Below are 23,516 nucleotides of genomic sequence, written 5' to 3'. Positions count from 1 at the left end.
AATCGACATGAAACTTGCACTTTTTGACTTGGACAACACCCTGCTCCCCATGGACTCCGACCACGGCTGGTCGCAGTTCCTCATTGAATTGGGCGTGTTGGACCGTGGTGAATTTGAAGCCCGCAACAACCAGTTTTACGCAGACTACAAGGCCGGCTGCCTCGACATCGACGCCTTTCTTGAATTCCAGTTGCGACCACTGAAGATGCACACCCGGCAACAGTTGGACGCCTGGCATTCACGCTACATGGCCGAGGTGATTCAACCCAACATCAAACCCGCCGCTGTTGCACTGGTGAAAAAACACCAGGCCGAGGGCGCGCTGTGCATGATCATCACGGCCACCAACAGTTTCATCACCCGCCCCATCGCCGATGCATTTGGCATCGAACACCTGATTGCCACCGAACCCGAGGTGAAGGATGGGCAGTTCACTGGCGGCGTGAGTGGATTGCCCAGCTTTCGGGAAGGCAAAGTGACCCGTCTGAACGACTGGTTAAACGCCCGGGACATGGATTGGCGAAGCTTCGAGACCTCGCATTTTTACAGCGACTCCATCAACGACCTTCCCCTGCTGGAATGTGTCAGCCACCCAGTGGCTGCCAACCCTGACCCCACACTGGCCGGTATTGCCCGTGAGCGACAGTGGCCCATTCTGGAGCTGTTCCAATGATCCGCAAATTTTTCAAACGCCTGCTGGCCAAGCCCACGCTGAGCAAAGACATTCCCGGCAAGCAAAGCCACACCCACCTGAACCATGGTGGCAAAACCCCCTCGGCCTATGGTGTGCACAAGCCCAAGGTGTGGACCTTGGCCGAGCACAAAATTGACCGCCGCCTGGTGAGCCACAACGCCATTCGCGTGTGCGAAACCCTGCAGGCCAAGGGCTACAAAGCCTTTGTGGTGGGCGGTGCCGTGCGCGATTTGGTGCTGGGCATGCGACCCAAGGATTTCGATGTGGCGACTGACGCCAGCCCGGAGCAGGTGCAGCGCTTGTTCCGCCGGGCCCGCATCATTGGGCGCCGTTTCCAGATTGTGCATGTCATGTTTGGCCCGGAAACCATCGAAACCTCCACCTTCCGCGCCCTGGCCAGTTCCAGCAGCGAGGTGGACGAGCATGGCCGCGTGCTGCGCGACAATGAATTTGGCCGACAGGACGAAGACGCCACCCGCCGCGACTTCACCGTCAACGCGCTGTACTACGACCCCAGCACCGAAACCGTGTGGGACTACCACCACGGCATGGAAGACCTGCGGGCCAAAACACTGCGCATGATTGGCGAACCCAGCCAGCGCTACCGCGAAGACCCGGTCCGCATGCTGCGGGTGGTGCGCTTTGCAGCCAAGCTCAACTTCACGATTGAGCCCGCCACCTACGCGCCCATTGCCGACCTGGCCGACTTGCTGAAAAACGTGCCCGCTTCGCGCCTGTTTGACGAAATGTTGAAACTGCTGATGAGCGGATCGGCCCTGGCCTGCCTGAAAGGCTTGCGCAAAGCCGGTTTGCACCATGGGGTGTTCCCGCTGTTGGACGCCATCATGGATCAGGAACGCGGAGAAGCCTTCCTCGCCGAGGCCCTGTCCCGCACCGACCAGCGTGTGAAAGACGGCAAGCCCTTGAGCCCCGGTTTTCTGTTCGCCTGTTTGCTGTGGCACCTGGTGCTGGAAAACTGGGAAAAAAAGGTGGAGCGTGGGGAAGTCAAATTTCCAGCCCTGTTTGCCGCCATGGATGAAGTGTTGGCCGAGCAAGCCGAACGCACCGCCATTCCCCGCCGCTTGACCGGCGACATGCGTGAAATTTGGGCCTTCCAGCCCCGATTTGAAAAGCGTGCGGGCAAAGCCCCCTTCCGCATGCTGGAGCAACAGAAATTCCGTGCTGCGCTGGACTTCTACGAGCTGCGCGCCGAAACCGGCGATGCCGACCCCGAGGTGGCCCGCTGGTGGCGCATTTTCAGTGATGGTGAAAGCAACAACCGCCAGCACCTGATGGACCAACTGCGCGAAACCCCGGCAGGCCGAGCCGAGGCTGCGCCCAAGAAAAAACGCCGCCGCAAGCGCAAACCGAACGGCAACGCCTCCACAGGCGCTGCAAACAGCGGCCAGCAGGCCGGTGAATAAGCCCTTGAACGCAGCCACCCGCTGCTACTTGGGCCTGGGTGGCAACCTGGGCAACCCGGTCAGCCTATTCGACGAAGTGATTGCCCACTTTGCACAGCATGCGCATTGCCAGCACCACCGGGAATCGCCCCGTTATGAAAGCGCACCGGTGGACTCCAGCGGACCCAATTACATCAACTCGGTGCTAGAGCTGGGCTGGACAGGCACGGCCGACGAATTGCTGGCCACCTGCATGTCCACCGAGGCAGCCCTAGGCCGGGTGCGCACCGTGCGCAACGCACCCCGACTCATCGATGTGGATGTGCTGCTGTTTGGGCAACAGCGTATTCAAACACCCAACCTCACCGTGCCACACCCCCGCATGCACCTGCGCCGCTTTGTGCTGGCCCCCTTGCTGGACCTCAACCCATGGATTGAAATACCCGGCCTGGGCGCAGCCCAACAGTTTCTGCCAAATACTCAAGACCAAGTCTGCACGCGGATTTGAGCCTGTTTTCCAATTCACCCACGGGCACTGCGCTACACTGTGCCCCTACACCCACAAAACACCCGCCCATGCTTGCCAACAAATACAGACACATCGTGATTGAAGGGCCCATTGGTGTGGGCAAAACCTCGCTGGCCCGCCTGATTGCCCAGCGTTTCACCGCCGAGTTGTTGCTCGAAAAGCCCGACGAAAACCCTTTTCTGGACAAGTTTTACCGCGAGCCTGCACGCTACGCGCTGCCCACGCAGTTGTTTTTCCTGTTTCAGCGCATTGGGCAACTGCGCGACCTGACCCAGCGCGACTTTTTTGAAAACATGGTGGTGAGCGACTTCCTGCTGGAAAAAGACCGCATGTTTGCGGCGCTCACGCTGGATGAAGAAGAGCTGAAGCTGTACAACCAGATATACCAGCACCAAAGCCCGCAAACCAGCGTGCCCGACTTGGTGATTTACCTGCAAGCCTCACCGCAAGCATTGATTGAGCGTGTGCAAAAACGCGCCATACCCTATGAAATGAACATCACCGAGGCCTATTTGTCTCAGTTGAGTGATGCGTACAGCCGCTTTTTCTACCACTACGACGATGCACCGCTGTTGATCGTGAATACCGAACACTTGAACCCGGTGGACCATCCGGAGGATTTTGATCTGCTGCTCAACCAGATTGAAACCATGAAGGGCCGCCGTGAATTTTTCAACTGGTCTGAATAGTTGGCCTGTCTTGTTGTAACGCCCATTCCAGGGAGCCTTAAACCATGAGTGCCCAGCCTACCACCACTGCAACTGGCAGCCGCAAAGCCGTTAGCCTGCCTCACCTGCTCGACATGAAAAAGCGAGGCGAAAAAATTGCCATGCTGACCTGTTACGATGCCTGTTTTGCCAGTGTGCTGGATGCCAGCGGCGTGGATGTGTTGCTGATTGGCGATTCACTGGGCATGGTGCTGGGTGGCATGCCCTCCACCCTGCCCGTGACGACGGACATGATGGAATACCACACCCGCTGTGTGGCGGCTGGCAACAAAACCGCCTGGGTACTGGCCGACATGCCGTTTGGCAGTTACCAGGAAAGCCCCGAGCAAGCCTACCGCAATGCCGCCCGCCTCATGGCCGCGGGTGCCAACATGGTGAAACTGGAAGGCACCGCCTGGCTGGCCGACACCGTGAACTACCTCACCACGCGGGATATTCCCGTGTGTGCCCACCTGGGCTTGACCCCGCAGTCGGTGAGTGCACTGGGCGGCTACCGGGTACAGGGCAAAGACGCCAAAGCCGCCAAACTATTGAAAACCAACGCCAAGCTGATGCAGGATGCCGGTGCCCAAATGGTGCTGTTTGAATTGATTCCCGGCAAACTGGGGGCCGACATCAGCAAAAGCCTGACGGTGCCCACCATCGGCATTGGCGCCGGGGTTGATTGCGACGGCCAAGTGCTGGTGCTGCATGACATGTTGAATGTATTTCCGGGCAAAAAACCGAAATTTGTGCGCAATTTCATGGATAATCAGCCCTCCATCCAGGCGGCGGTTCAGGCCTATGTGTCTGCTGTGAAAGGCAAAACCTTCCCTGGACCTGAGCACACCTTTTAAATCGGGCTATGAGACAGATTTCCTCCATCACCGAGCTGCGGGACCAACTTCGCGGCCAAAACCGTGTGGCCTTTGTGCCCACCATGGGCAACCTGCATGAAGGCCACATGTCGCTGATGCGCATTGCCGCCAAGCACGGCGACCCTGTGGTGGCCAGCGTGTTTGTCAACCGCCTTCAATTCGGGCCGGCGGAAGACTTCGACAAATACCCCCGCACCATGCAGGAAGACGCCCAAAAGCTCGAAAAGGAAAACGTGTACGTGATGTTTGCGCCCACCGAGCGCGACATGTACCCAGAGCCCCAGGACTACCGCATTCGCCCGCCCGATGGCTTGGGCAATACCCTGGAAGGAGAGTTCCGCCCTGGCTTTTTTGAGGGCGTGAGCACCGTGGTCACCAAGCTCTTCAACTGCGTGCAGCCCAAGGTCGCGGTGTTTGGCAAGAAGGACTACCAGCAATTGATGATCATTCGTCGCCTGGTGCAACAGCTGGCCATGCCCATCGAGATCATTGCTGCGCCCACCATCCGCGACCCGGATGGCCTGGCCATGTCGTCCCGCAACCGCTACCTGAACGAGCAGGAACGGGCCGAAGCCCCCTTTCTCTTTCAACTTTTGAAGGATCTCTCCAATCGGGTCAAATCGGGTCGCCCGAATCTGGACCAGTTGGTACAATTCGAACGCCAATGCCACGAGGCTTTGGTGGCAAGGGGCTGGAAACCCGATTATTTCGAGGTGCGCAGGCAAGCTGACCTGATGCGCCCCACCGATGAAAACCTGTCCGATCAAACGCCGCTGGTGATTTTGGCTGCGGCCAAGCTGGGCACAACCCGGCTGATCGACAACCTGGAGATTGAGTGATGCAACGCGAAATGTTGCTCGGAAAAATTCACCGAGCAAAAGTAACCCACTGTGAGCTGCACTACGAGGGTTCCTGCGCCATTGACGAAAACCTGCTGGAAGCGTCCGGCATCATCGAATTCCAGCGCATCGACATCTATGTGATCGACAACGGTGAACGCTTCTCCACCTACGCCATCAAGGGCGAGCGTGGCAGCGGCATGATTTCACTGAATGGCGCAGCCGCCCGCCGTGCCCAAAAAGGCGACCTGGTGATTATTGCCGCCTACGGCACCCTGAGCGACGAGGAGTGCAAAACTTTCAAGCCCAAGCTGGTGTTTGTCGATGACAACAACCAGATGAACGAGCAGCGCGGACACATCCCGACGCAGCAGATGTAAACAAAGCGCCGAAAGGCGCTTTTTTGTTGTGCCGCCGCCCGTGCCGACGCAATTCGACCAAAACGATCAAGGACGAATCAACGCGGCCTGAGGCCTTTGGGCGCCTTGGACATAGTACTGGTTTTCGGCAATTTTCATTTTCCTGCTGATATACCATTTGTGGGCATACACAGCCACAACCAAGGCCAAGGCTGTACCCAACACCACACCCAAACCAATGGGGTTGGACATGGCACCTGCCAACGCAACCACACCAACCACGGCAATTCCAACACCCAAAGCAGCTTGGATACGGCCCCGCGCACGAACCTGCCGGTACAAAACTTTCAAACGACCAAACGCGTTTTGGTCTCGTTGGGCGCTGTTGGCCCGATAGTCTGCCTTCAGGTGTTCGAGCCCCTTGCTGCCGCGACGGGATGTATTCACGCCTTGGATGGTGTGCAAAAGACCCGCAACCGCAGCCACACCACCAAAAACAGCCATATTGACCCCCACGCTGGCATACAGACCTGAAAAAGCGCCGCCCACTTTATCGGCCGCCGTCGATAGGGCTGTGGCGAGGGCCGTGCTTTTGGCGGTGGCAACCGCCAAAGCAACAGCGCCCCCTGCCGCCAACAAACATTTGGCAATGGTTTTTGTTTTCTTGCTGAACAAAGGTGTATCGGCCTGTTGAGTTGGAGTAACCGGCTGCCCCCTCGGTGTTGATGGCGCTGATGCCTGATCGGCGACGGGGTCAACCTGCCCATTCAAGGGCTGGACTGCGCTTGACATGGAAGCAACTGAACCTGCTGGCATTCGAAACTCCAATAAACTGAGAACCGCCTATGTACCATCGGCCCGACTGGAAGTTCGAATGAAATGATGAATCCGTTGGTATGTGCCGGGAATTATCCAGCCGATGCACGCCGCAAGCGGTCGGCAACCCCCTCCCATTCCGGCACAGCCTCGGGCTCTTCAACAATCAACTGCGCATAGCCATCTTCATCGGCCTTGCGCAAAATCAGGTACAGCTGCTGCGCCACCTGCTCCGCATGCGGTGCCAAGGCCAGCAACATCGGCTTCACGGGGCTGCGCAACTGCACTTCTGAGATTTCATCCAGAAAGGCTTCGCCCCAGCCCACAATCAAGGTCGGCTGCTCGCAAGCCACCTGGCCCATTGCTTGGGCCGGCAATACCAGCACTTTTGCGTCCGGGCTGTAGTGTTTTTCAAGCGCGCCCGACACGCGGGGGGCATCGGGGGCCTGCAAGGCCTGGGCATGGCGCTGCACAGCCACACCCAACACCTGTTCAATCTGCTCGGCCGTGATGGCCCCTGGCCGCAAAATGGCCGGGGTGGATTTGAGCAGGCTGAGGATGGTGGACTCGATGCCAACGGCCGGAATATCACCGTCCAGCACATAGGCAATTCGACCGTCGAGCTCTTGCAGCACATGGCTGGCCCGGGTTGGGCTGACCTTTCCGAAACGATTGGCCGACGGAGCGGCCACCGGCACACCCACAGCCTTCAACAGTTCAATGGCCACCGGGTGGGATGGGCAGCGGATGCCCACCGAGTCTTGTCCACCGGTGACTTCCAGCGGCATGTTCGGCCCTTTGGGCACCACCAGCGTCAACGGTCCGGGCCAAAAAGCATCCATCAAGCGCTGCATGGTCGGTGTCACTTCTGCCACCCAACCATCCAGCCGGGCATGCGGCGCCACATGGGCAATCAGTGGGTGGTTTTCCGGGCGGCCTTTGGCTGCAAAAATGCCGCGTATGCCCTCCCGAGACGACACTGCGGCACCCAGACCAAACACGGTTTCGGTGGGGAAGGCCACCAGCTTGCCCACCCGCAAGGCCTGCGCACATTCTTCAATGTTGCCGTGCGTGGGCTTGAGCAATGTGGTTCGGTTGGCCATGAGGGTTCTGTGTCAGTGCCGAATATTAATCGTCGTCATCGCCAATGCCGAGCAGGCTGCGCACAGCCTCGGCCACTTCCAGCGCGCGGTCCAGCGTGGGGGCCACCACCGTGATGTGCCCCATTTTGCGGCCCACGCGGGCCTGCTCTTTGCCGTACAGGTGAAGCTTCACCTCGGGCATGGCCAACACACCGGGCCAGTTGGGCTCACGCTCATTGCCTTGCGCATCAAACCACAAATCGCCCAACAGGTTAACCATGACAGACGGGCTGTGCTGGCGGGTATCGCCCAAGGGCAAACCAGCCAATATGCGGGCTTGCTGCTCAAACTGGCAGGTCACGCAGGCATCAATCGAATAATGGCCGCTGTTGTGAGGGCGCGGTGCAATCTCGTTCACCACCAGACCCATGCCTTCCACCACGAAGAACTCCACACACAGCACACCGACATAGTCCAACGCACGGGCAATGGAAATGGCGCTGGCGCGCGCTTGCGAGGCCATGACATCATCGATGCGGGCCGGCACAATCGTTGTGGCCAAAATGCCTTTGCGATGGTGGTTCTCGGCCACCGGGAATGTCACGCACTCGCCCTTGTGGTCGCGGGCCACAATCACCGACACCTCTTTCAACAGGGTGAGGCGCTTCTCCAGCACACACTCCACCTGGTTCAGGTTGGCAAATGCGGCTTTCACCTCATCCAGGGTTTTAACCCGCACCTGACCTTTGCCGTCGTAGCCCAGGCGGGCTGTTTTTAAAATGCCGGGCAACAGGGTTTCCAGGTCGCTGGTGATGTCCTCGGCCTTGCGAATGGGTGCATGCGGTGCCACGGGCACGCCACAACCACTGATGTACGACTTTTCTTCAATCCGGTTTTGGGCAACACCCACGGAAAATGCAGATGGACTGACCGGAATGCTGGCCGCCAGCGTTTCCATGGCCAGTGCGGGCACGTTCTCGAATTCAGTGGTCACGCCCACGCAGCGCTGGGCCAACTCGGCAAGGCCTGCATCGTCCAGGTAATCGGCCAACACCTGACCATCGGCCACTGAGCCTGCAGGGCTGTTGGTGGCGGGGTCCAGCACCAACACTTTGTAGCCCAAGCGCTGCGCCGCCATGCAAAACATGCGACCCAATTGGCCACCGCCCAGCAAACCCAACCACTGGTTGGGTTGCGCCGTTTTAAACTCGACCGATTTGTGTGTGCTCATACCAACATCTCACCGCAAAGGGGGCAGTTCCATTTCACGGGCCACATTGGACTGGCTGACGCGGAAATCCTGAAGTTTTTTCTGCAAGGCACTGTCGTTGAGCGCCAAAATGGCCACTGCAGCCAAGGCTGCATTGGCTGCGCCGGCTTCACCGATGGCAAACGTGTGCACCGGTATGCCCTTGGGCATTTGCACAATCGACAACAGCGAGTCTTCACCGCGCAAATACTTGGATGGCACAGGCACCCCCATCACCGGCAGTGTGGTTTTGGCAGCCAGCATGCCCGGCAAGTGGGCCGCACCGCCCGCACCTGCGATGATGACTTGAATGCCGCGCCCCAACGCAGTTTCTGCATACGTGAACATTTCGTCCGGCATGCGGTGGGCGGACACCACGCGGGCTTCGTAATCCACACCAAAATCCCGCAGCACTTGCACGGCGTTTTTCATCACCTCCCAGTCGGAAGATGAGCCCATGACCACACCCACTTTGGGATGGTCTGAAGTGTGCATCTTGGTCATTTCGTCCATGGCGCAGTGTTCCCTGTGGTTGTTTTATTGTTATTAACCCAGCCAAACACGGCCGGTCAGCGCTTCGTAGGCCTGGCGGTATTTGGCTGCCGTTTTGTCAATGATGTCCTGCGGCAATGTGGGGGCAGGTGCCTTCTTGTTCCAGCCGGGTACGCTTTCCAGGTAATCCCGCACAAACTGCTTGTCATAGGACGGTGGGGACATGCCCACTTGATACTGGTCGGCGGGCCAAAAGCGCGAGGAGTCTGCGGTCAGCACTTCATCCATCAAAGTGAGGCGCCCCGCTTCATCCAGACCAAATTCAAACTTGGTGTCGGCAATGATGATGCCTTGGCGGGCCGCATAGTCGCTGGCCTTGGTGTACAGGGCAATCGACACACGGCGAACCTGCTCGGCCAAGTCGCGGCCAATGGTTTGGCACATCGTGTCGAAGTCGATGTTTTCGTCGTGTTCACCCACAGCCGCTTTGGTGGCGGGTGTAAAAATGGGTTCGTCGAGCTTGGCTGCCATCTGCAGTCCAGCTGGCAGCTTAATGCCACACACAGCGCCGGTGGCCTGGTAGTCTTTCCAGCCTGAACCAATGATGTAGCCACGCACTACCGCTTCAATCGGGAGGGGCTTGAGCTTTTTCACCACCATGGCGCGGCCTCGCACCATTTTGGCTTCGTCGGGTGTCAGCACTTCTTCAGGTTTGATACCGGTCAGGTGGTTGGGCACCACGTCGTGCAGAATGTCGAACCAGAATTGGGCCATCTGCGTGAGCACCATGCCCTTTTCGGGAATGGGCTGGTCGAGAATCACGTCAAAGGCGGACAGACGGTCGCTGGCCACGATCAACATTTTGTCGTCACCGACCGCAAAGTTTTCACGCACTTTGCCACGGTGAAGCAGTGGCAGAGAGGTCAGCTTGGTTTCAAACACAGTGCTCATGTACAAAACTTCCGAATCTTAAAAGTAAAACACGCGGGTAACCCCGCGTGGTGTGTTCATTCAGGCTGGCAGTGCCGGATTTACTGAACGATTTGCGCCAGCTCGCCCTTGGCGTACTTGGCCGCCATGTCCACCAGGTTGATCGCCTTGATCTTGCCGGCTTGGCCTTCACAACCAAACTCCAGGTAGCGCTGTTTGCAAATGGCTTTGGCTGCTTCGCGGGCAGGCTTCATCCATTCACGCATGTCAAACTTGTCTGGGTTTTCGACTTGGAACTTGCGCACAGCGCCGGTCATGGCCAAACGGATGTCGGTGTCGATGTTGATTTTGCGCACGCCGTACTTGATGGCTTCCTGAATTTCCTCGACGGGCACGCCGTAGGTTTCTTTCATCTTGCCGCCATACTGGTTGATGATGGCCAGCAAATCAGCGGGAACAGAGGAAGAGCCGTGCATCACCAGGTGGGTGTTTGGAATGCGGGCATGAATTTCTTTCACGCGGGAAATAGCCAAAATGTCGCCCGTGGGCTTGCGGCTGAATTTGTAGGCGCCGTGGCTGGTACCAATGGCAATGGCCAGGGCGTCCAGTTGGGTTGCCTTCACAAACACGGCGGCTTCTTCGGGGTCGGTCAGCATTTGGCTGTGGTCCAGCTTGCCTTCAGCACCAATGCCGTCTTCCTCGCCGGCTTCACCGGTTTCCAGGTTGCCCAGGCAGCCCAGTTCGCCTTCCACGGTCACACCCACTTTGTGGGCCATCTCCACCACGGTTTTGGTGACATTCACGTTGTAGTCGAAGCTGGCGGGTGTTTTGCCATCTTCCATCAGGGAGCCGTCCATCATCACCGAACCAAAGCCCAGGTCGATGGCGCCCTGGCATACCTTGGGGCTGGTGCCGTGGTCCTGGTGCATCACGAGGGGAATGTGTGGATAGGCTTCCACAGCGGCTTGAATGAGGTGCTTGATGAAAGGTTCGCCCGCGTACTTGCGCGCACCGGCACTGGCCTGAAGAATCACGGGCGCGCCGACTTCATCGGCTGCAGCCATCACGGCCTGCACCTGTTCCAGGTTGTTCACGTTGAAAGCGGGAATGCCGTAGCCTTGTTCAGCGGCATGGTCCAGCAATTGGCGCATCGATACGAGTGGCATGGTGTGTCTCCAAAAATAATCAGTTCAATAGTCCGATATGCTCGCCCACGCGAACAATTTTCATGGTGTTGGTACCGCCCGATTTGCCAATCGGCTCGCCAATGGTGATGACGATCAGGTCGCCCAGTTCCACCACCTTGGCATCGAGCAACGCCTTTTCGGCCTTGGCCAACAACTGCTCGCGGTCTTCGGTTTCGTACTGCAACATCACCGTGCGTACATCGCGGTACAGCGAGAGGCGGCGACGGGTCTTTTCTTCGGGCGTCAACGCAAAAATCGGCACACCGCAGTTCAAGCGGGACATCCACAACGCGGTTGAACCTGATTGCGTCAGTGCGGCAATCGCTTTCACTTCCAGGTGGTGCGCGGTGAACAGCGCTGCCATGGCAATCGACTGGTCCACCCGCTTGAATTTGCGATTCAGGAAATCGGCATCCAGGCTGACTGGCGCAGACTTTTCAGCTTCCACACAAGTGCGTGCCATGGCCTTGATGGTTTCTACCGGGAACTTGCCCGCAGCGGTTTCAGCCGACAGCATGACCGCGTCGGTGCCGTCCAACACGGCGTTGGCGACGTCCGACACTTCGGCGCGGGTGGGCACCGGGCTTTCAATCATGCTCTCCATCATCTGAGTGGCGGTGATGGTGAGTTTGTTGTGTTCGCGGGCCGCGCGTATGAGGCGTTTTTGGGCAGCCGGCACAGCCGCATCGCCAATTTCAACCGCCAAGTCGCCACGGGCCACCATCAGGCCATCGCAGGAGCGAATCAGGTCATCCAGATTTTCCAGCGCCTCGCAGCGCTCCACCTTGGCAATCATGAGGGCATGTCCACCAGCGGCACGACACAACTCACGGGCCATGTACATGTCGGCACCACTTTTGGGAAAGCTCACCGCGATGTAGTCGGCTTCGAAGGCCACCGCCGTGCGAATGTCTTCCATGTCCTTCGATGTGAGTGCTGGGGCAGACAGGCCCCCGCCCAGCTTGTTGATGCCCTTGCGGTTTTTCAACACGCCGCCCACTTCGGTCACGGTGGTGATTTGCGAACCAGCCACCTTTTTCACCTTGAGCACGATCTTGCCGTCGTCCAGCAACAGGGTGTCGCCTGCTTTCACATCATTCACGAGTTCGGGATAATCCAGGCCCACACGGGTGTCGTCACCTTCCTTGCAGGTGGCGTCCAGCAAAAACTCCTGCCCTTCCGTCAGCACCGTTGAACCGTTGGCGAACAGGCCAATGCGAATCTTCGGGCCCTGCAGGTCGGCCATCACGGCGACGTCCTTGCACAGCTTGGCCGCAATCTCCCGCACGGTTTTTACCCGGCCGATGTGTTCGTCGGCCGTGCCGTGCGAGAAGTTGACCCGCACCACATTCATGCCGGAAGCAATCATTTTTTCCAGCACTTCGGGGGAGGTGCTGGCCGGGCCGAGTGTGGCCACAATTTTGGTTTGACGAACGGCGAATGGGGTCATGGAGGGGGTGCTCATGGTGTTGAGGCTCAGGCTGCGCGTTGCTGGAGGATTTCAACAGCAGGCAAGGCTTTGCCTTCCAGGAACTCCAGGAATGCGCCACCGCCCGTGGAAATGTAGCTGACCTGTTCACCGATGTTGTATTTGGCAATGGCGGCCAGGGTGTCGCCACCGCCAGCAATCGAGAAGGCCGACGATGCTGCAATGGCACGGGCCAGACGCTCGGTGCCGTGGCCAAACTGGTCAAACTCGAACACACCCACGGGTCCATTCCACACAATGGTGCCGGCGTTTTGCAAAATGGTGGCCAAACCTTCAGCAGTCTCGGGGCCAATGTCAAAAATCATGTCGGTGGACGATACGTCCTCGACCTTCTTGGTGGTGGCCACAGCCGAGGGGCTGAATTCGCTGCCAACCACCACATCCACGGGGATGGGCACAGCTGCACCTCGGGCTTTCAGTTTTTCAATAATCAGCCTGGCCTCACCCACCAAATCGGCTTCCACCAAAGACTTGCCGATGGGCAAACCCACCGCCGCCATGAAGGTGTTGGCAATGCCGCCGCCCACAATCAATTGGTCCACCTTTTCGGCCAGGCTGTTGAGAATGGTCAGCTTGGTGGACACTTTGGAACCCGCCACGATGGCGACCAAAGGGCGCTTGGGGGCAGACAAAGCCGCACCCAGGGCATCCAGTTCGGCGGCCAGCAAAGGGCCAGCACAGGCCACCTTGGCAAACTGGGCGGCACCATGGGTGGTGGCCTCGGCGCGGTGGGCCGTGCCAAAGGCATCGTTGACATAAATGTCGCACAGGGCGGCAATTTGCTTGGCCAGGTCGGGGTTGTTCTTTTTCTCGCCCTTGTTGAAACGGCAGTTTTCCAGCAACACCACTTCGCCAGCGGCCACGCTGACGCCGTTGACCCAGTCTTTGACCAGCCGCACGTCGCGGCCCAGCAACTCACCCAGGCGTTTGGCCACCGGGGCCAGGCTCAGCTTGTCGTCATATTCGCCCTCGGTGGGGCGGCCAAAGTGGCTGGTCAGCATGAGGGCTGCATTGTTTTTCAGGCAGTATTCAATGCCGGGCAGGGAGGCGCGAATGCGGGTGTCTTCAGTGATGTTGCCTTCGGCATCCACGGGAACGTTAAAATCAACACGGATCAGCACACGTTGATTGGAGACGGCTTGATCGGTCAGACGCAGAAAACGCAGCATCGCTTGAACACTCGCAAGGAAGGTTGATTGAAAACAATCCCGAATTATAAACCGGTCAAGCCCTTGCTCACAGTGTGGGCACTCTGGTTTGCCGTGGCTTTGTGTGCTTTGGCTGCGCAATGGGCATGGGGGCCGGCACAAGGGCAAGGCCTTGATTTATCGAATTCATTTTTTATCAACATGCTGCTGGGGCAGTTTGTACACCTGGGGTGGGCACACCTGACCCTCAACCTGCTTGGCTTGGGTGTGGTGCTTTGGGGGTTTGAGCGCACTGCGCCTGCACTGTTGTTGGGGTTTGGCCTGCTGTGGGGGCTGCTGGCTGTGCCTGCTTATTTGACCTGGGTTGAACCGCTGGATTGGTATGTGGGGCTCAGCGGTGCGCTGCACACGGTGTTTGTCGTGGGGCTATTGTGCGCTTGGCGACAATGGCGGGCTGGAAAAGCTGCATTGGTTAACGCGCGCCCACCCTGGCCCTTGCTGCTGCTCACCGTGGGCTTGTTCATCAAACTGGCCCTGGAAGCAAAACAGGCATCCACCGGTATGCCGGTCGATGCCTGGTTGGGCGGCCACATTGCCATACAAGCCCACCGGGGGGGTGCTTTGGGAGGTGTGCTGGCTTATTGGGCAGCAGCCCCTGCCTTGGCTCGACGGGGTATCGCGCGGTGAAGCGCCATTGCTGCGGTCAGTATGAGCAGACCGAGCAAACCCAGCCCACCACCACCGCCGCCCCCACCGCCACCACCACCGGATGACACTGGCGTGGTTGAGCCTGTGCTCTGGGGCGTGGTTGATCCCATGCTGGTCGGTGCGCTGCTGCTGTCACCGCTGGCCACCACGCGCACTGCGGTGAAAGTGCTTCGGCTTTCGCCCACAGAGTCGGTCACGGTCAGCTTGAACACCAGGTCAGATGTGCTGTTGGCCGCCGGCAAATCCACATCAGCCGTGGAGCGTGTTCCACTCATCACCGGGGCACCGGACACCTGCTCCCACAAGTAAGACGCAATGGTTCGGCCCGACAGAGCCGTGCTGGCCGAGCCACGCAGCAACACAGGGTTGGATGCGCTGGCACTTTCCTGCGGTGCAGTGCCGTTGTAGGAACTGGTACCCAGGCCATTGGCGGTGACCGAGGCATTGGCCAGCGGCTTGGTGCCCCGAATGGAATTGACCGCAGCGTAGGCGTCCAGCATGCCGGTACCGCAAACGGACGTTGTGCAATTGCAGGTGGCAAACCCGGAATTGGCTTGGCAGGTTTGGCCTGTTGGCGACAAAAATGGGGCCGTGGTGCTGGTGATGGCCGAGGCAATTTGGGCAGGCGTCAACGCTGAATTCACGGCCTTCATCAAGCCGGCTGTGGCCGCCACCAAGGGCGCTGCGAACGAGGTGCCGGTTTTGGACACCAAGGTGGACGAAGCGGGTGTGGTAGTACCCGAATTGCCCAACCCCACCAAGCCGTAGTAATAACCACCCGGGGCCATCAAGGCAACACCGGTGCCCAACGCACTGTAGTAAGCCCGGCTGCCATCCCGGTCAATCGCACCCACGCCCATCACACCGCTGCAATTGGCGGGCGAGTCCACCACACCACCACCGTTGCCAGCAGCCGCAACCACCAAAGTACCGGCAGCCGTCACGCGGTTCACCACATCCTGCTCCAGCGAGCTGCAGGTATTGGCGCTGCCCAAGCTCAGGTTGATGACCGAGGCTGGGGTGTTGTTGTGCGGAATACCTGGCACATCCAGACCCGCTGACCACAACATGGCGTCCAACACATCCGACAGATAACCGCCGCACTTGCCCAGCACGCGCACAGGCAGAATTTTCACGTTCCAGTCTGCGCCGGCAATGTCAGCGCTGTTGTTGGTGTTGGCTGCAATTTCGCCTGCGACGAAGGTGCCATGCCAGGACGAGTCCTTGACCGCACAGCCTGCAAAAGGGCCCGATTGAGACTCGGCCGATGTAATCCAGTTGCCAGGGTCGGCGGGGTTGGCATCGCGTCCATCCCCATCATTGGCCGTGTTTACATCCGACACAAAGTCGTAACCCGACAGCAAGCGGCCGGCAAGGTCCGGCGTTTCAAACACCACACCCGTGTCCAGCACGGCAATCACCACGTTCGAGCTGCCCTTGATCAAGTCCCAAGCCAGATTGAACTTTGCGCCGCCCCGCCCACTGGTGCTTTGCAAATGCCACTGGTTGGTGTAGGTGCTTTCGTTCGGGGTGGCTTGAATACGCACAGGCCGATCCTGCATGACCATGTCCACATCGGGGTCGCTGGCCAAGCGGTTCAGCAGGGCTTGAACATCGGATGGGCGTACAGTGGGCCCAAAACGCATGACTTGTGTGCCCACCGTACCGGCCCGCACCCAAGTCGCATCCACGTTGTTGCGAGCCATCACAGCAGACAATGCCTCACCGTCTTTTTCAAGTCGACGCACACTCGGCGTGGCGCTCAACTCAACCGCATTTTTCAGTTTGATGATGAACTGAGCGCCCCCAGTCTGCTGTGCATGGGCATTGCTGACCAGCAGAAACCAGGCAAGAACCACAGCCACCAAGGCCAGGAGCCGATTCCAGTTCAAATGATGTTTGGCTGAGCGAAATGTCAACATTGCTGAACTCTCAAGACAGATTACGAACAAGGCTATCGGTCTTGATGCATTCACCATCCGGAGAAAAGAATGCAGAACGGAGTCTACTTTTCAGCACAGCTCTAAAGGCCTGGTGATTGGGCAATGGACCGACCTCAGAAAGATCGGCTGGTGGAGGGCTTTAAAGAGTGCACAAAAGGGGGCAACCCCCACAAATAGGGGTGCACGGGCATTCCAGTGGTGCAATAAAAAAGCCGGTCACAGGGACCGGCTTTCGGGTATCCGCTGAGTGCGGATTGCTTACTTGGCGTTCATCAGTGCCACAGTGGTGTCGAGCATGCGGTTGGAGAAGCCCCACTCGTTGTCGTACCAGCTGGACACTTTCACCAACTTGCCGCTGACCTTGGTCAGGGTGGCGTCAAACGCGCTGGAAGCGGGGTTGTGGTTGAAGTCGATGGACACCAAGGGTGCATCGTTGTATTCCAGCACACCCTTCAGCGGGCCTTCGGCCGCGGCTTTCAGGATGCTGTTCACTTCCTCAACCGTGGTGTCGCGTTTGGCCACAAACGAGAGGTCAACCATCGACACGTTAATGGTCGGCACGCGCACGGCGTAGCCGTCCAGCTTGCCGTTCAGTTCGGGCAATACCAAGCCAACTGCCGCAGCTGCACCGGTTTTGGTGGGGATCATGCTCATGGTGGCAGAGCGTGCACGGCGCAGGTCTTCGTGGTACACGTCGGTCAGCACCTGGTCGTTGGTGTAGGCGTGAATGGTGGTCATCAGGCCGGTTTCCAGGCCGATGGCATCGTTCAGTGGCTTGACCAGTGGTGCCAAACAGTTGGTGGTGCAAGAGGCGTTGGAAATCACGGTGTCGGTGCTTTTCAATACGGTATGGTTCACACCAAACACCACGGTGGCGTCCACATCCTTGCCGCCGGGGGCGGAGATGATCACTTTCTTGGCGCCACCTTTCAGGTGGGCAGAGGCTTTTTCCTTGGATGTGAAAAAGCCGGTGCATTCCATCACCACGTCCACACCCAACTCGCCCCAAGGCAATTCGGCTGGGTTGCGGTTGGCCAGCACCTTGATTTTGTCGCCGTTCACAACCATGTAGTCGCCATCCACAGTGACGGTGCCGGGGAAACGGCCATGGGCGGTGTCGTACTGGGTCAGGTGGGCGTTGGTCTTGGGGTCGCCCAAGTCGTTGATGGCCACGATTTGAATGTCGTGCTTTTTACCACCTTCGTAATGGGCACGCAGCACATTACGGCCAATACGGCCATAGCCGTTGATCGCGACGCGAATAGTCATGACAAAGCTCCTTGAAAGTAAACTGTTATGCCTGTACCAAGGCCAACGCGGCCTGGGTGAAGTGTTCTGCTGTAATGCCAAAGTGCTTGAACAGGGCACCAGCCGGGGCCGATTCACCAAAACTGTTCATGCCCACCACCGTGCCCTTGACGCCCGCTTGCACCATGTACTTGTACCAACCGTCGGTGATACCGGCTTCAATCACCGCGATGGGCTTGTTGCCCAGCACCTCGGCCTTGTAGGCGGCTGGCTGTCGGTCAAACACAGTGGTGGCAGGCATGGACACGACGCGCGCGGCCACACCCTGCTCGGCCAAAGCCTTTTCGGCTGCCAATGCAAGCTCAAGCTCTGAGCCTGTGGCCACCAGCGTCACCTGCGCATTGGCTTTGTCCAGCAGCACATAGCCGCCTTTGGCGATGTTGTTCAACACCGCTTCAGACCGCGGCACAAACGGCAGGTTTTGACGGCTGAACAACAGGGACGAGGGGCCGTCCTTGCGCATCACCGCCACATTCCAGGCCGCCATGGACTCGACCGAATCCGCAGGGCGCCACACATCCATGTTCGGGATGAGGCGCAGCGTTGCAGCATGTTCAACAGGTTGGTGGGTGGGGCCGTCTTCACCCAAACCGATGGAATCGTGGGTGAATACAAAAATATTGCGCTTTTTCATCAAGGCCGCCATGCGCAGTGCATTGCGGCTGTAATCCGAGAAAGTCAGGAAGGTGGCGCCAAACGGAATGTAACCACCGTGCAGGGCCACACCGTTCAACGCAGCGCTCATGCCAAATTCACGCACGCCCCAGTTGATGTGGTTGCCAGCGGTGAAGCCTTCGGCGTTGCGGCGTACAGCCACGCACTTGGGCCAATTGGTGAGGTTGGAACCGGTGAGGTCGGCGGAGCCGCCCAGCAATTCCGGCAACTCAGCAGCCAACAAGGTGATGGCATTTTGGCTGGCCTTGCGGGTGGCAATGGTTTCGCCTTTGGCGGCCACTTCGGCCAACAGGCGGGCAGCAGTTTGCTCAAATTGCGCAGGCAAATCACCGGCCATGCGGCGCTTGAATTCGGCTGCTTTGGCCGGGAATTTGGCGCTGTACGCATCGAACAATTTGTCCCAAGCCACTTGGCGGGCAGCACCGGCCACTTGCGCATCCCACTGCTGGTAAACCTCAGCAGGAATCACAAATGGGGCGTGCTCCCAACCAATGGCAGCGCGGGTGGCGGCAATTTCAGCATCGCCCAAGGGGGCACCGTGCACTTTGTCGGTACCAGCCAAATTGGGTGAGCCTTGGCCAATGTTTGTTTTGCAGCAAATCAGTGTTGGGCCTTTGTCCAAGGCTGCATTCTGTTTGGCCTGCGCAATGGCGGCGTCCACCGCATCCACGTTATGGCCATCCACATTGGCAATCACATTCCAGCCGTAGGCTTCAAAGCGCTTGGGGGTGTCGTCGCCAAACCAATGCTCCACTTCGCCATCGATGGAGATGCCATTGTCGTCGTACATCACGATGAGCTTGGACAAGCCCAGCGTACCAGCCAGCGAACAGGCCTCGTGCGAAATGCCTTCCATGAGGCAACCGTCGCCCAAAAACACGTAGGTATTGTGGTCCACCACCGGGAAGCCCGGCTCATTGAACTCGGCAGCCAACAGCTTTTCGGCCAGCGCCATGCCCACGGCATTGGCAATGCCCTGCCCCAGCGGGCCTGTGGTGGTTTCAACACCCGGCGTAATGTCCACTTCGGGGTGGCCAGGGGTTTTGGAGTGCAGTTGGCGGAAGTTCTTCAGTTCTTCAATCGGCAAGTCGTAGCCCGTGAGGTGCAGCAGCGCATACATCAGCATGGAGCCATGGCCATTGGACAGCACAAAACGGTCACGGTCAGCCCAGTGCGGGTTGCGGGGGTTGTGCTTGAGGTGGCGGGCCCACAGGGCAACTGCAATTTCAGCCATGCCCATGGGCATGCCGGGGTGTCCGGACTTGGCGGCTTGAACGGCGTCCATGGCGAGTGCGCGGATGGCGTTGGCCATGTTCTTGGAGGAAGAAGACATAGGATTGGGGATTTTGAGTTTTGCTTGTGGCAAAGTTCGGGAAAAACCGAATTTTATCAAAGCAATGCCCCTCGCGCACCCGCAAGCGAGCAAACCCTCGAATTATGACCGAACCCAACACACCGCTGTCCGATCACCACCACACCGTGGCCTCGCGCCGGGTGCCCCGTTTTTACTTGCCAGAGGCCAAAGCCCAAGGCCAGGTGTTGCCGCTGGAAGACGATTTGTTGCATTACGCCTCGCGGGTGCTGCGCCTGCGCGAGGGTGAGCCACTGCGCGCATGGAATGGGGCTGGTGCCGAATTTGATGGCACCGTGCATTACCTCAGCAAAAAGCTGGGTGAAGTGCGCCTGAACAGCCCTGCACACCCCTGCACCGGCAGTGAATTGACCCGCGCTGTGTATGTGCTGCAGGGGCTGCCCGAAGGCGACAAGATGGATTGGGTGATTGAAAAATGCACCGAGCTGGGCGCTCAGGGCTTTTTTCCGGTTCAGGCCCAGCGCAGTGTGGTCAAACTGAGTGACGAGAGGGCCGAAAAACGGCATGCCCACTGGGACCGGGTGGCATTGGCGGCCAGCGTTCAAAGTGAAAGGGCCATGTTGCCGGTGGTTGCACCGGTGGGCGGATTGTCCGCACAACTGCAGGTGCTGGCCGAGCAACTGCCCCATGCACAGGTGCTGCTGTTTACGCCACAGGCTGACACCCACCTGCGCACCTGGCTGGCGGGGCCTGCAGCGCAGGGCAACACCCCATTGGTGATTGCTGTTGGCCCGGAGGGCGGCTGGACGCCCGATGAAATCGACACAGCAATGGCACTGGGCGCACAATGCCTGCGGTTTTCCAACCGTGTGTTGCGCACGGAAACCTTTGGCATGGCCTGCTTGGCCCAACTCACGGGTTTGCTGGGCCTTGAACCCCTGGCGTGAACGCTAGACTGGCTTGAGGGCTGCCAGTGCATCGCCTCGTGACAACCCCATGGGCATGAACACCTGGCGCAGCAACACATCCCGATAGGGGTTCAACACCGGCTGGTCGCGCTGCTCATGCAGGTTTTGGGGTGACCACACCTGTTGCTCACCCAGCACCGTCTGCGAAAACCCGCGACCCGACATCAAGATGGCCGTGGTGGCGTGCCCGTGGTCGGTGCCTCGGGTCCCGTTTTCAGCAAAGGTCCGCCCAAACTCGGACATCAACACCACCTGTGTGCGTGCCCATTCCGGCCCCATGCCTTGTGCAAAAGCGGCCAATGCCTGCGCCATCGCGGAAAACTTGCCCGCCAGTTGGCCGTTCTCGTTGCCCTGGTTTTGGTGGGTGTCCCATCCGTTGATTTCGGCGAAGCCCACAGCGTACGCCGGGCCAGACCGCATAAGCCGCGCCATTTGCTCAAACTGGGTGACAAACGCCGGTTGGCTTCGCGCGGTTGCGCCGTGTTGCGCATCCATGTCCATTTGGCCCCGCAGCGCCTCGCGGGCGCCGCTTTGTCGAGCCGACATGATTTTTAGGCGCTCCCGGGTTTCCGGGTCCTGCATCATGCGTTCCAATGCCTGCATGTAGTCATCCATTCGCTGGGCTTTGGCCGTGGGTTGAGGCCGCAATTCAACAAAAGGGATGTCCTGACTGCCTGCGCACATCAAGGGCGACCCCTGCACAAAGTTGGCACCACCCAAACCTGAAAAATCCCGGGCCAGCACCTTGACCACCCGGTTCAGCAGCCCATCCTGCGTTTGCAAGCGCTCACCGTCATTCAACCCCCGTTCCAACACCTCTTGCGCCTTGAAGTGGCTGCGGGAGTTGTCGCCAGTGCCGCAGAATGGCACGAAGGCCAATTGCTTTCGCTGCAACCAGGGATACAAAGGCTCAAGGGCCGGGTGCACTGCCCAATTGGCGTCTATTCGCTGCGCTTCATCGCTCAGGCCGTTTCGACCCAGCGACAGCGTTGGGCGCACGTCATGGTAGTAAGTGTTGTCGGGTTGAAACAACAAACTGTCTGCATCCATGCCACCACGCAACATGACCCACAGCAATTTGGGCACGGGTTGCACGGCATTGGCCTGGCCCAGCGCAAATTGCACCTGTCCAAGGCCCAGGCCTGCAGCACCACCAACCACGGTTTTCAGGAACGCACGGCGACTCATGTTCCACCTCAATCAGTGATAAAGCATTTCTGGACTAACGAAATACAAGGTCAACCAGCGGACAGGGGTCTTTTCGTACGGCTCCAGGACCTGCGCGCTGTTGGGACCCAAATTCGGCTTTAGCCGCGCCACCAGGCGCGGCATTTGCCCGGCCAGCCCCCCGTCGGCTTGCTTCAACTGTTGTTGAACAGTGGAGGCCACAGACTCTGCGATGTTCAATCGGGTGGACAGTGTCGTTGCGCCGTCCCAAAAGGTGGAGATGAACGGGTACCCGTCGGGCGAAACACGATTGAAGTGGCCCTCACCGTTCCATTTCAACCACTTGGTCAACTGCTCCACCGGCAACTCAACACCAGCCTCACGAAGCTGGCGAACAATGCCAACCCAATGTGCAAAAGGGTCGCTCACCCAGCGCTGGCGCGCATCCAGAAAGCGGGGGTGTTGCAACAGCCTTAGAAGCACTTCGTCCAATGCCCCACCTGTCCGAAGGAAGGTGGCTTGTGCAGCCTCTACAAGATCTGCAGGAGGCTCGTCCCCATAAAAATACTGTGCCAATTGCGTGGCGATGTGCCGCGCAGTTGCAGGGTGCGCAGCCAGTGCATCCAGCATGTCAAACAATTCAGCACCATCACTGCGGGCCGGGTAGTAGTGGCCCAAAAACACCTTGGCTTCCATGTCGTGCAAATCGGGCTCAAACACTGAGCCTGAGTCCGATATTTGAACGCAATGTTGCCGACGACAAGGCCCCGCTTTGCGGGGGCGACCAGGCTGCGGCAAGGTGTATCCGGTCAATGCCCTGGCCAGTGCCTTGATGTCTGACTGGGTGTAGCCCTGACCCTCACCCAGGGTATGCAATTCAAGAATTTCGCGGGCCAGGTTTTCATTGATGCGATCCCGCTGATTGTTCTGGTTGTCGAGGTACACCAGCATGGCCGGGTGCAGCACCACCGCCCTCAGCAAATTCCGGAATGATCCAAACGCGTGCGCAGCAATCGCGCGGGACTCGTAATGCGCCAGAAAGATTCTCACCCTGTCCTTCGGGCCATACACATTGAAGTGGTTGGTCCAAAACCACAACCATCGACTGCTCAGTCCATTGGGGGCGGTGGTGTGAAACTGCAGACTGCGCTCGATGGCAGCGTCCATCATGCCCTGTTGCCAACGCCGGTTTTCATCGCGCAGTTTTTTGGCTTCGTCCGGGTCCAAGTCTTTCACGCCCCGCAACTGTTCATCCAGCGCGTTTTGCATGGCCTGCGGTGTTTCGGTGGTCAGTTGCCCATAGTTGATCAAATCGGCCTTGGCCCCATCCACTTGGGCCCGAAGCAAGGTTTTAACCGCTGCGGTGGACAGGGCAAGCTGTTGGTCCGCCTCGGGCGCGTACTGCACACGGCGCGATATTTTCCCCACATCCAGCGAAGCGGCTACAGCCAAGTGGGCACCGAGCAACAAGCCTACCAAGCCGGACAAGTGCAGAACACGGTGTGTGCAAACCCGCTGAAACCCCGAAAGCCCGAATAAGGCCAAAAAACCCATAAAATTAAACCTTTGCAACGTTTGAGTTACAGCTACACTGAGACATTGATTCGATACTGCACGACTCTGGACCTGCCAT

At 58.7% G+C, this 23,516-nt stretch carries 22 protein-coding genes; 9 read left to right on the top strand and 13 right to left on the bottom strand.

All coding sequences use genetic code 11. The annotated features are described in order from the left end of the window. Positions 1-7: 7 nt before the first annotated feature. The 7 genes from VGE55_RS05415 (at position 8) to panD (ending at position 5,430) form a co-directional block, all read left to right on the top strand. On the top strand, positions 8-673 hold the full coding sequence (locus tag VGE55_RS05415; protein WP_331130680.1) for an HAD family hydrolase: 666 nt from the start codon (positions 8-10) through the stop codon (positions 671-673). Then, positions 670-2,118, top strand: coding sequence for a polynucleotide adenylyltransferase PcnB (gene pcnB, locus VGE55_RS05410; RefSeq protein ID WP_331130679.1), 1,449 nt, complete (start codon positions 670-672; stop codon positions 2,116-2,118). Before VGE55_RS05415 ends, pcnB begins: the two co-directional genes overlap by 4 nt. 4 nt (positions 2,119-2,122) lie before the next feature. Next, complete coding sequence (gene folK / locus VGE55_RS05405) at positions 2,123-2,605, top strand: 2-amino-4-hydroxy-6-hydroxymethyldihydropteridine diphosphokinase (protein WP_331130678.1); 483 nt, start codon at positions 2,123-2,125, stop codon at positions 2,603-2,605. A 68-nt stretch (positions 2,606-2,673) separates the two neighbouring features. Further along, complete coding sequence (locus VGE55_RS05400; protein WP_256764595.1) at positions 2,674-3,315, top strand: deoxynucleoside kinase; 642 nt, start codon at positions 2,674-2,676, stop codon at positions 3,313-3,315. Between the two features lie 44 nt (positions 3,316-3,359). Continuing rightward, entirely contained in the window at positions 3,360-4,190 is an 831-nt protein-coding gene (gene panB, locus VGE55_RS05395) for a 3-methyl-2-oxobutanoate hydroxymethyltransferase (RefSeq protein WP_331130677.1), read from the top strand. A gap of 8 nt (positions 4,191-4,198) precedes the next feature. Beyond that, entirely contained in the window at positions 4,199-5,050 is an 852-nt protein-coding gene (panC, locus tag VGE55_RS05390) for a pantoate--beta-alanine ligase (RefSeq protein WP_331130676.1), read from the top strand. Continuing rightward, positions 5,050-5,430 (top strand): aspartate 1-decarboxylase, encoded by a 381-nt coding sequence (panD, locus tag VGE55_RS05385; RefSeq protein WP_256764598.1) that lies wholly within the window; start codon positions 5,050-5,052, stop codon positions 5,428-5,430. Before panC ends, panD begins: the two co-directional genes overlap by 1 nt. Positions 5,431-5,496: 66 nt before the next feature. On the opposite strand, the gene VGE55_RS05380 is transcribed toward panD, so the two are convergent. The 8 genes from VGE55_RS05380 to VGE55_RS05345 all read right to left on the bottom strand — a co-directional run bounded on the left by VGE55_RS05380 (position 5,497) and on the right by VGE55_RS05345 (position 13,823). Continuing rightward, positions 5,497-6,201, bottom strand: coding sequence for a hypothetical protein (locus tag VGE55_RS05380; RefSeq protein ID WP_331130675.1), 705 nt, complete (start codon positions 6,199-6,201; stop codon positions 5,497-5,499). A 116-nt stretch (positions 6,202-6,317) separates the two neighbouring features. Beyond that, entirely contained in the window at positions 6,318-7,328 is a 1,011-nt protein-coding gene (locus VGE55_RS05375) for an L-threonylcarbamoyladenylate synthase (RefSeq protein WP_331130674.1), read from the bottom strand. Between the two features lie 25 nt (positions 7,329-7,353). After that, the gene (locus tag VGE55_RS05370; RefSeq protein ID WP_331130673.1) at positions 7,354-8,538 is read right to left on the bottom strand and encodes a 5-(carboxyamino)imidazole ribonucleotide synthase; all 1,185 of its coding nucleotides are present in this window, start codon (positions 8,536-8,538) and stop codon (positions 7,354-7,356) included. A 9-nt stretch (positions 8,539-8,547) separates the two neighbouring features. After that, positions 8,548-9,069, bottom strand: coding sequence for a 5-(carboxyamino)imidazole ribonucleotide mutase (gene purE, locus VGE55_RS05365; RefSeq protein WP_331130672.1), 522 nt, complete (start codon positions 9,067-9,069; stop codon positions 8,548-8,550). A gap of 33 nt (positions 9,070-9,102) precedes the next feature. Beyond that, on the bottom strand, positions 9,103-9,999 hold the full coding sequence (locus VGE55_RS05360) for a phosphoribosylaminoimidazolesuccinocarboxamide synthase (protein WP_331130671.1): 897 nt from the start codon (positions 9,997-9,999) through the stop codon (positions 9,103-9,105). Between the two features lie 80 nt (positions 10,000-10,079). After that, positions 10,080-11,144 (bottom strand): class II fructose-bisphosphate aldolase, encoded by a 1,065-nt coding sequence (gene fba, locus VGE55_RS05355; RefSeq protein ID WP_331130670.1) that lies wholly within the window; start codon positions 11,142-11,144, stop codon positions 10,080-10,082. 19 nt (positions 11,145-11,163) lie between these two features. Continuing rightward, positions 11,164-12,615, bottom strand: a complete 1,452-nt coding sequence (gene pyk, locus VGE55_RS05350) for a pyruvate kinase (protein ID WP_331130669.1) — start codon at positions 12,613-12,615, stop codon at positions 11,164-11,166. Between the two features lie 26 nt (positions 12,616-12,641). Continuing rightward, positions 12,642-13,823, bottom strand: a complete 1,182-nt coding sequence (locus tag VGE55_RS05345) for a phosphoglycerate kinase (protein WP_331130668.1) — start codon at positions 13,821-13,823, stop codon at positions 12,642-12,644. 27 nt (positions 13,824-13,850) lie between these two features. Here VGE55_RS05345 and VGE55_RS05340 point away from each other — a divergent pair, with 27 nt between their 5' ends. Next, positions 13,851-14,489 carry a rhomboid family intramembrane serine protease gene (locus VGE55_RS05340; protein ID WP_331130667.1) on the top strand — a complete coding sequence of 213 codons (639 nt, stop codon included), beginning with the start codon at positions 13,851-13,853 and terminating at the stop codon, positions 14,487-14,489. Here the strand turns inward: VGE55_RS05340 and VGE55_RS05335 are convergent. From VGE55_RS05335 to tkt, 3 genes are all read right to left on the bottom strand, one after another. Next, positions 14,441-16,432 (bottom strand): S8 family peptidase, encoded by a 1,992-nt coding sequence (locus VGE55_RS05335; protein ID WP_331130666.1) that lies wholly within the window; start codon positions 16,430-16,432, stop codon positions 14,441-14,443. The genes VGE55_RS05340 and VGE55_RS05335 overlap by 49 nt on opposite strands. Before the next feature lie 279 nt (positions 16,433-16,711). Beyond that, positions 16,712-17,722: a type I glyceraldehyde-3-phosphate dehydrogenase gene (gap, locus tag VGE55_RS05330; protein WP_331130665.1), complete on the bottom strand. Its 1,011-nt coding sequence runs from the start codon at positions 17,720-17,722 to the stop codon at positions 16,712-16,714. 25 nt (positions 17,723-17,747) lie between these two features. Continuing rightward, complete coding sequence (tkt, locus tag VGE55_RS05325; protein ID WP_331130664.1) at positions 17,748-19,769, bottom strand: transketolase; 2,022 nt, start codon at positions 19,767-19,769, stop codon at positions 17,748-17,750. Positions 19,770-19,873: 104 nt separating this feature from the next. On the opposite strand from tkt, the gene VGE55_RS05320 reads away from it, so the two are divergent. Then, the gene (locus VGE55_RS05320) at positions 19,874-20,695 is read left to right on the top strand and encodes a 16S rRNA (uracil(1498)-N(3))-methyltransferase (RefSeq protein WP_331130663.1); all 822 of its coding nucleotides are present in this window, start codon (positions 19,874-19,876) and stop codon (positions 20,693-20,695) included. A 3-nt stretch (positions 20,696-20,698) separates the two neighbouring features. On the opposite strand, the gene VGE55_RS05315 is transcribed toward VGE55_RS05320, so the two are convergent. Further along, the gene (locus VGE55_RS05315; RefSeq protein ID WP_331130662.1) at positions 20,699-21,904 is read right to left on the bottom strand and encodes a DUF1501 domain-containing protein; all 1,206 of its coding nucleotides are present in this window, start codon (positions 21,902-21,904) and stop codon (positions 20,699-20,701) included. Positions 21,905-21,916: 12 nt separating this feature from the next. Beyond that, the gene (locus VGE55_RS05310; protein ID WP_331130661.1) at positions 21,917-23,371 is read right to left on the bottom strand and encodes a DUF1800 domain-containing protein; all 1,455 of its coding nucleotides are present in this window, start codon (positions 23,369-23,371) and stop codon (positions 21,917-21,919) included. Positions 23,372-23,516 lie beyond the last annotated feature (145 nt).

The organism is Limnobacter sp. (assembly GCF_036405155.1).
Lineage (GTDB): Bacteria > Pseudomonadota > Gammaproteobacteria > Burkholderiales > Burkholderiaceae_B > Limnobacter.
This window is presented reverse-complemented; position numbering and strand designations above follow the sequence as displayed.